Source organism: Streptomyces sp. NPDC049837 (assembly GCF_040674455.1).
Classification (GTDB): domain Bacteria; phylum Actinomycetota; class Actinomycetes; order Streptomycetales; family Streptomycetaceae; genus Streptomyces.
On record NZ_JBFAMP010000033.1, the window covers coordinates 1 to 1,538 of the forward strand.

Sequence of the window (1,538 nt, forward strand, 5' to 3'; positions counted from 1 at the left end):
GAGTCGGGACTGCCCATTGAGCCGGTGTACGGGCCGGACGCGCTCAGTGGGTGGGACCCCGACGAGAAGCTGGGCGAACCGGGTTCGTACCCGTTCACGCGCGGTGTCTACCCGACGATGTACACGGGCCGGCCGTGGACGATGCGGCAGTACGCGGGTTTCGGTACGGCTGTGGAGTCCAACGCCCGTTACCAGCAGTTGATCGCCAACGGCACGATGGGCCTGTCGGTGGCCTTCGACCTGCCGACGCAGATGGGCCACGACTCCGATGCGCCGATCGCGCATGGTGAGGTCGGCAAGGTGGGTGTGGCGATCGACTCGATCGACGACATGCGGGTGCTGTTCGGCGGGATCCCGCTGGACAAGGTCTCCACGTCGATGACGATCAACGCCCCGGCCGCGCTCCTGTTGCTGTTGTACCAACTGGTGGGCGAGGAGCAGGGTGTCCCGGCGGACAGGCTGACCGGCACGATCCAGAACGATGTGCTCAAGGAGTACATCGCGCGCGGCACCTACATCTTCCCGCCGAAGCCGTCGCTGCGGCTGATCGCGGACATCTTCAAGTACTGCAAGGCCGAGATCCCCAAGTGGAACACGATCTCGATCTCCGGCTACCACATGGCGGAGGCCGGGGCCTCGCCCGCGCAGGAGATCGCCTTCACCCTGGCCGACGGCATCGAGTACGTCCGCACCGCCGTGGCCGCCGGGATGGACGTGGACGACTTCGCGCCCCGGCTGTCGTTCTTCTTCGTCGCCCGCACCACCATCCTGGAGGAGGTGGCGAAGTTCCGGGCCGCGCGCCGGATCTGGGCGCGGGTGATGCGCGAGGAGTTCGGGGCGAAGAACCCCAAGTCGATGATGCTGCGTTTCCACACCCAGACCGCCGGGGTGCAGCTCACCGCCCAGCAGCCGGAGGTGAACCTGGTGCGGGTGGCGGTGCAGGGCCTGGCGGCGGTGCTGGGCGGGACGCAGTCGCTGCACACCAACTCCTTCGACGAGGCCATCGCCCTGCCGACCGACAAGAGTGCGCGCCTGGCACTGCGCACGCAGCAGGTTCTCGCCTACGAGACCGACGTCACCGCCACCGTCGACCCCTTCGCCGGCTCCTATGTCATCGAGAAGATGACCGACGAGGTCGAGGCAGCCGCCCTGGAACTGATGACGAAGGTCGAGGACCTCGGCGGCGCGGTCAACGCCATCGAACGCGGTTTTCAGAAGAACGAGATCGAACGTTCCGCCTACCGCATCGCCCAGGAGACCGACTCCGGCGAACGCGTCGTCGTCGGCGTCAACCGCTACACCCTCGACGAAGAAGAACCCTACGAACCGCTGCGCGTCGACCCCGCGATCGAGGCCCAGCAGGCGGAACGTCTCGCCAAACTGCGCGCCGAACGCGACCAGGCCGCCGTCGACGCGGCACTGGCGGAGCTGAAGAAGGCCGCCGAAGGCACCGACAACGTCCTCTACCCCATGAAGGACGCCCTCAAGGCGCGGGCCACCGTCGGCGAGGTCTGCAACGCCCTGCGCGAGGTGTGGGG

At 67.5% G+C, this 1,538-nt stretch carries 1 protein-coding gene; it reads left to right on the top strand.

Annotated features, from left to right (window positions below; all coding sequences use genetic code 11):
• Window positions 1-1,538, top strand: a 1,538-nt coding sequence (locus AB0J57_RS34810; RefSeq protein ID WP_366132428.1) for a methylmalonyl-CoA mutase family protein, incomplete at both ends; no start/stop codon positions are given.